General features: G+C 41.4%; 6 protein-coding genes and 1 pseudogene. 3 read left to right on the top strand and 4 right to left on the bottom strand.

Annotation, left to right across the window (positions count from 1 at the left end; all coding sequences use genetic code 11):
- Positions 1-324: 324 nt before the first annotated feature.
- The 4 genes from G1O98_RS35990 to G1O98_RS41290 form a co-directional block, all read right to left on the bottom strand.
- A complete protein-coding gene (locus G1O98_RS35990; RefSeq protein WP_163938937.1) occupies positions 325-615 on the bottom strand; it encodes a hypothetical protein in 291 nt (96 codons plus the stop codon).
- A gap of 5 nt (positions 616-620) precedes the next feature.
- Positions 621-1580 (bottom strand): ParM/StbA family protein, encoded by a 960-nt coding sequence (locus G1O98_RS35995; protein ID WP_163938939.1) that lies wholly within the window; start codon positions 1578-1580, stop codon positions 621-623.
- Positions 1581-2270: 690 nt separating this feature from the next.
- Positions 2271-2777, bottom strand: coding sequence for a hypothetical protein (locus G1O98_RS36000; RefSeq protein WP_243458641.1), 507 nt, complete (start codon positions 2775-2777; stop codon positions 2271-2273).
- Between the two features lie 57 nt (positions 2778-2834).
- Complete coding sequence (locus G1O98_RS41290) at positions 2835-3428, bottom strand: hypothetical protein (protein WP_322745452.1); 594 nt, start codon at positions 3426-3428, stop codon at positions 2835-2837.
- A gap of 257 nt (positions 3429-3685) precedes the next feature.
- On the opposite strand from G1O98_RS41290, the gene G1O98_RS36010 reads away from it, so the two are divergent.
- The 3 genes and pseudogenes from G1O98_RS36010 to G1O98_RS36020 form a co-directional block, all read left to right on the top strand.
- Complete coding sequence (locus tag G1O98_RS36010) at positions 3686-4438, top strand: AAA family ATPase (RefSeq protein WP_069074509.1); 753 nt, start codon at positions 3686-3688, stop codon at positions 4436-4438.
- A gap of 1 nt (position 4439) precedes the next feature.
- Positions 4440-5393 carry a ParB/RepB/Spo0J family partition protein gene (locus tag G1O98_RS36015; protein ID WP_163938943.1) on the top strand — a complete coding sequence of 318 codons (954 nt, stop codon included), beginning with the start codon at positions 4440-4442 and terminating at the stop codon, positions 5391-5393.
- Between the two features lie 207 nt (positions 5394-5600).
- Positions 5601-6789: pseudogene (locus G1O98_RS36020) on the top strand (helix-hairpin-helix domain-containing protein); the annotation flags it as partial.

Here is a 6789-nt window from a genome sequence, read left to right on the forward strand (position 1 = left end):
TCCACTGATGTATAAAATATTCTTTCCTAAATTTTACTCATCTCAATGATTTTTTTGCACTTGTGAGAAATCCGGGTTATGATCATTAGAGCCAATTGTGTAATTTATAAAATTATTGTTGAGACATTAGTTACCTCAAGTATCTCAAATTTGACATGATGATGCCTTGGGCTGGGATCAGTTCAGTAGTATATAAATACTATCTCTCTTTTATCAGTCTCCGGGAGGGCGATCGCTAGAAGCCTCATAAGGCAATCAATACAAGCTATACTATTAGAAAAATAGGTCTTGTATTTCTTTACCGTTGCGAACTTCATTTGATGGTTACAAATCAAAGTCAAGGCTGAATGTTTCGCTTGAAGAATCTTCTTCTTTCTCTTGTGCCAATGGAGTCGAAGTCATTGAAGGAAGTTTGTTCGGCTCATTAGTAATCGGCGTGAAAGCTACTTGTTGTGTAGCTAATCCAGCCTTAATGAAAACAAAATAGCAATCAATAATAAAGTAAAGTGTCTCCAGGTAACTTTTACCTAGTTGTTGGGACTCTGCAAATATGCGTTCTCGATAATTTTCTTTGAGCCGAATTTTGATCGGAGCTAAGTCAAATTTTTCTGTCATTGTGATCATTTAATAGATGTAGTAGGCGAATTCTTGCTGCTGATGGCTTTTGCCATTTCTAAAAGCCCAAATACATTAGCTTCTACTGGGTTGTCCAGTATTTTGAACCCGTTTTTCTCTAAAAGCTTCTTAAATCCAGGTAACAGGCAGCCTCCACCAATTGCCCAGATTTCATCCCCCTGGTGTTTGGCATCAAGTGTCTGATTCACCACTTTCTTCAAGTATTTTTCATACCAATCCTTTAAGCAAGCGCTGTAAACATCTTTGATATCAATGTCACGGCTGTACCGAGTATGCCCCATTTCCAGACAAAATCGGATCTTGGAGGCATCCCCAATTTTCCCGCCATTTAAATGTTTCATTTTTTGGGAAATATCATTGATGAGAACTTCTACGCCTGTGGGGTAGGCGGTGTGAACTTCTCGTTTGCCTTGGTTGTAACGAGAATACAGAGTCGTGCCATTGCCAAAATCTAAAATGGTTAGTTTTTTCGGTAGTGGATGCCCAAATAATGCACCCATACCCTCTAGTACAACTTTTAGGACTTCTACTTTTACTTCTGATTGTTTGCCAGCAAGTATTGGCTGATATTCTCCATTGAGTACTTTTTGCAATTCGTCAGCTAGACCAACATCATGTAAGCTAACGACTAATTTTAAATGCCAAGCCTTACGGTGTGGTAGATGTGCCAATGCACCGAATAAAGTCAATAATGCGTTGTTGACTTTGTTTTCATTGTTATCAGTGTTTCGGTCAAAATAATTTCCTGTACGGAAAGCTGATTCTCCAACTGTGTAAGCACTACCGTTAAAAACTACCCTCCCTGGTACGTCTTCCATCTCGGCATTGGTTATATAGCTGGGGACACGAACAACTTCAAAGCCATCGACTAAAAGTTTTAGGCTTCCATAGCCGTTATCAAAGCCAGCAGGAAAAATTTTTTGCAAGGTGTGAATGTTAGACATAAAGAGAAAGGTAATAGACTTTGATTTGTGAAAGTTATCTGTGATTTGTGAAGTGGGGAGCAGAGAAGAGATGAATAAAATAACTACTCTTTTTTTCTTCAGCGTCAAGAAATTATCATAACCTCTTGGGGGCTAAGTGGGGTGAAATCTCACAAAGTCAAATGTACCCCATATAGCCCCCATATAGCCCCCATATAGGAGTCAAATTTTGCTCAAGCCTGTAAACTGCTTTGGGGTACACATAGCCCCCATATAGCCCCCACAGAATTTTTTGAAATCTTTTCTATCAACGCAGCAAAAATTAATTTAGATCATTGTTGACCCTTTAATGAAATTCAAAATTCTGTCAGGAAGAATAAGAATAATTTTGAATTAATTATCCTTCAAGGCCATTGCCCCTACTGATTCAAAGAATTAAGGGTCTACAAGACGCGACACTCGAAGACTTGCTAACGCGGAAAGCGAGTCCACGTACTCCTACGGAGAAGCAAGCTACGCGCAGCGTCTCGTAGAGAGCGTCTTGTCTAAAATGTTTGAATTCCTCGTACCCCTCCGGGGAAGCAAGCTACGCGTAGCGTCTCGCAGATAAGGTGTTGACAGCTTGATTTATACTTTAGTGTCAATAAGATTGTTGAAAAGTAATTCAGTTTTGCTCTCTAACTTCTTGCTGAATACGTAACGAGTGCGTTATCACTTGCTTACAGGTTCAGCTTTCTCAACTGAATTATCATTCACACCCAAAGTCAATTCCAAAGGAGTTTTTTGGGGATAAGCTTTTACTACTTGCCGATAAACATCATAATTAGTAGGTAGGGTCTGCTGAGAATTACCCACCCCATAGGTCAGTTTGTACTTTACATCTTTGATCAATTCAGGTTTTCCTGCCTCTTCTTGAGGTCTTTTACGTTGTTCAACTTCATCAACACTTGGTCGCGGCGGTACAGTAGGCCACCATAGCCCTTTGTCATCTGGGCCAACAACTGCTCCTGGTGGTTTTACTCCATTCCGATTCAACATTGAAGTATTCGCAAAGATTTCAATGCGTGGCTGTGGTTGGCTAGTTAGATCATTGGCATATTTGACTTGCCAGGTGTAACTGGTGAGTGCTGTAGTTTCATACTGTTCAGCAGTAGTAGTGCTACAACTAGTTAGTGTCAGTGCCGTTAGTGCAGTTATTATTAAGGGTAAAAATCTCATTTGCATCATCAATCGTAAATATCTTTCACCAATCACTCTTGAAGAGGGAGTGTGCCATCATTCCTGCCAAGGTGAAGGAATCGCTGTTGTTGAAAGTACTTCCCTTGCTTCCAGCCTAATCGCTGTTTGCTCACAGTTGGGGCATTTTACCTTTGTGAAAATCACTGAAGGTCGTCCTTTGTACTCGCCCATTACGGGATCTCCGGTGTACTCGCTGATTATCCCCTGCTTGCAGTGATAGCACTCGAATATCACACGCCCTACCTCCGAGTTGCAATCCAGGAATTGCATGTGCTGACAGGGTTCTGGCGGTAATTCTTCTTCTTCTTCGCTCTTTGTCAATTGACCATGTTGCTTGGGCTGTTGCGGTAATTTGGATTTTCTCTTGTCAGCAGAGGTACGTTTGGCTTTACTTTTCTCTAAATGTTGCGGTTTTTCAGCAGCGTTTGTCTTAGACCTTACAAGAGGTATCACCTCTGCTTGGGCTGGCTGCTCAACTGACGGCAGATCATCACTGGGAGTCATGTCAGGCTGATAGGTTGGCTGCTGTTTCTCTACTGGTTTATAAGCAACAAGGTCAAGCTTTGGGCTTTGGTCGTTGGGTTTTGGCTTTTGTTTAGGTAGCTTGGGCGATTGCTCTTTTGATTTCATCAGAAAATTTTATGTGGACTTTGGGAAAGAAGTTTATTTTAAGCGCCAATTTATTTCACTAAATCGCTCCTCATGGCCAGAATGAAAGTATAGTTAGCTTTTTAGGTAACAAGCAATTTGGAACATTAGTTTTTCATTACTTTGGTGTAAAACTTGTGAAAATCTTTGCGGTCTACTTAAATTGTCATAGAATCAGTTCATTCTGTAACTAATATATATATGTTTTTTCATCAAAAATCGCATAGTACTAAGAAAATATGATTATCGCAGTTACTAATCAAAAGGGAGGAGTAGCCAAGACAACCTCTACTATTGCACTAAGTGGATTGCTGGCAGAAAGTTCCTCCTGCCTTGTAGTTGACTTTGATCCCCAAGGCAATTTAACCACAGGTCTAGGAATCAAGATTCAGCCAGGGCAGATGACTGCTTATGAAGTACTTACAGATCGTAAACAGAGCGCATCTGAAACTATTATTGACACCGAGTATGGAATCAAGCTGATTCCGGCTGACATATCTCTAGCATCTGGAGAAAAGCAAATTTTGACCTCGGCAGATAATAGCCGAATCCTGAGAAAGAAATTGAATCCTTTACGGCAAGAATTTGCTCATATCCTCATTGATTGTCCACCTAGCTTAGGGATGTTGACTCTAAATGCACTAATGGCAGCAGATGCAGTCTTGATCCCCGTTCAATGTCAGTTCTTTGCTTTGGAAGGCTTACGACAATTATTGGAAACTATTGAAAGTCTTCGTGATGAAGACACTCACCCCAATTTGCAAATTTTAGGAGTCTTGCCTACAATGGCAGACCGTACACTCACGACCCAAGATGCTCTCAAAACTCTTAAAACTAAACTCCCTGGGGTCAAAATTTTTGAACCAGTTCCGAAGTCTGTTCAGTTTCCAGAGTCTAACTTGGCGCGTCAACCAATTCATCGGTATACCACAGAAAGAAAATTGATTGAACCTTATCAAGAAATCGCCAGAGAAATGGCAGAACAGGAGTAATATGGCGAAGCGGCGCTTGTCAATGGCAGATGAAATGGAATTTCCGAATAAAACCAAACAATTCCTGGACTTAGTAGGAGTTACCAAGAATCCTCAACTTTCGGAAAACGAATCTATTGAACAATCTTTATTAATAACTCAAATTCACCTAGCGGCTCATCAGCCTCGGCGTTATTTTTCAACTCAAGCAATGGAAAGCCTAGTTGCTTCTATCCGTGAACATGGCATCTTGCAGCCACTGCTTGTCCGACCGTTAGAATCCGGTAATTATGAATTGATCGCTGGTGAACGTCGCTACCGTGCTGCTCAAACTCTTGGAATGGAGCAAGTTCCGGTTATTATCCGCCATCTCAATGACCAAGATGCTTTCCAAGTCGCCCTCCTCGAAAATTTGCAACGGGAAGATTTAAATCCGGTTGAGGAAACTGAAGCTATTTTGCAACTGCTATCTATCCGCTTGGAATGCTCTCAAGGAGAAGTTATTTCCCTACTCAATCATATTGCTAACCTCCAAAAGCAAAAAACAGAAACTACGAACAACGTTGTTCGTAACCAATGGGAAATGGTAGAAAAGATATTTTCAGTAATAGGTAGGGTGACTCCAGACAGTTTTCGTAGTCATCGCCTACCTTTACTAAATTTACCTAAAGATGTTCTAGAAATTTTGCGCCAAGGACAACTAGAATATACCAAAGCCCGCATCATCGCTCAATTGAAAGACGAAGATCAGCGACATCAACTTCTAGTGAAAACTATTGAAAAAAATCTTTCAGTTAGAGATATCAAAAGTTACATTCAATCAGTTCAACCTCCTAAGTCTTCTCAGCCGAATATCCTGCCTAATCGGATGAAGGAAGCCTATCAGCGAATTAAGCAAGCTAAAGTCTGGGAAGATCCTAATAAAGCAAAAGTTTTAGAGAAGTTGTTAGGGCAAATTGAAGCTTTATTAGAGTAAAATCTACGGTTTTTTACAACATATTTCACTCTTACCAACCTTTGAGGCGTAGCTTGCATAGCTTGCGCTCGTAGTCATCGTATAGCGAAGCAGCATTTTTGACTTTCTCATCTAATATTACTGTAATCTCAAAAAAATATAGTATTTATGTACTACATTCATCTGAATTCCAGTATTATAATGATGTGCGGCATCTGATCATAAGCAATGTCCACTCCTCCTAATCTTTCTCCTCAACAAATAAACGCCTTTCCTCAACACGAAACAATCACCGGAGTCGTAGAACGTTTAACTTTTTACTCTGCTGAATCGGGTTACACAGTGGCAAGACTGACCCGCCCCCGTAGCACCAAACTCACAACAATTGTCGTAGCTTTGCTAATATTCAGCCAGGGCAAACTCTACAACTAACTGGTTTCTGGCGTGACCATCCGCAGTTTGGGCCACAATTCCAAGTCATCAATTACCAAGAAACCAAACCAGCCACTCTCACTGGAATTGAGAAATACCTTGGCAGTGGGCTGATTAAAGGTGTAGGTCCAGTAACAGCCAAGCGTATCGTCGCTCACTTCGGTTTAGAAACGCTCGACATTATCGAAAACCAGATTGAACGACTGATTGAAGTCCAGGGCATCGCTAAAAAGCGGATCACTCTCATCAAAAACGCTTGGTCAACTCAAAAAGCCATCAAAGAAGTGATGGTATTTCTCCAGGGGCATGGTGTTTCTACTACTTATGCTGTGAAGATTTACAAGCAATATAAGGATGAGGCGATCGCTACAGTAACCCATAATCCCTACCAGCTAGCAGCCGACATCTACGGTATTGGCTTTCTGACTGCTGACAAGATTGCGAGAAATATCGGAATTGCGCCTGACTCAGAATTTCGTTACCGTGCGGGAATTATCCATTGTCTAAGTGAAGCTGCCGAAGATGGTCACTGTTACCTGCCACAAAGCGAACTGATTGAGTCGGTAATCAAACTGCTGACTACCGAATCTCATCAGCCCACAGAAGAAATGATCGCACAAATCATCAAAGATATGGCTCTAACAGATGACCTGATTAGAGAGCGGGATGAAGAGAAAACACTACTTTGCTACAAGCCAACTTACTTCCATACGGAACAGAATTTAGCTCAACTGATACGCCAACGCTTGGAAAATCCTGTTGGCACTGACATTGAGCGTGTGCGTGATTGGATTGAGCGCTTTACAGCCAGCCGTAAAATCCAGCTTTCACAACAGCAACGCCAAGCTGTAGAAACAGCAGCCTACTCCAAAATCATGATTTTGACTGGTGGTCCTGGGGTTGGAAAGACCTTCACAACTCACACGATTGTCAGCCTGTGGAAAGCAATGGGTAAATCCATAGCCCTAGCTGCACCCACTGGACG

It is taken from the genome of Nostoc sp. UIC 10630 (genome assembly GCF_010747425.1).
GTDB lineage: Bacteria > Cyanobacteriota > Cyanobacteriia > Cyanobacteriales > Nostocaceae > Nostoc.

Excerpts from the sequence above, each read along its gene's own strand:
- G1O98_RS35995 (WP_163938939.1), bottom strand. The coding sequence starts at position 1,580 with ATGTCTAACATTCACACCTTGCAAAAAATTTTTCCTGCTGGCTTTGAT.
- G1O98_RS35990 (WP_163938937.1), bottom strand. The coding sequence starts at position 615 with ATGACAGAAAAATTTGACTTAGCTCCGATCAAAATTCGGCTCAAAGAA.
- G1O98_RS36000 (WP_243458641.1), bottom strand. The coding sequence starts at position 2,777 with ATGAGATTTTTACCCTTAATAATAACTGCACTAACGGCACTGACACTA.
- G1O98_RS36015 (WP_163938943.1), top strand. The coding sequence starts at position 4,440 with ATGGCGAAGCGGCGCTTGTCAATGGCAGATGAAATGGAATTTCCGAAT.
- G1O98_RS41290 (WP_322745452.1), bottom strand. The coding sequence starts at position 3,428 with ATGAAATCAAAAGAGCAATCGCCCAAGCTACCTAAACAAAAGCCAAAA.
- G1O98_RS36010 (WP_069074509.1), top strand. The coding sequence starts at position 3,686 with ATGATTATCGCAGTTACTAATCAAAAGGGAGGAGTAGCCAAGACAACC.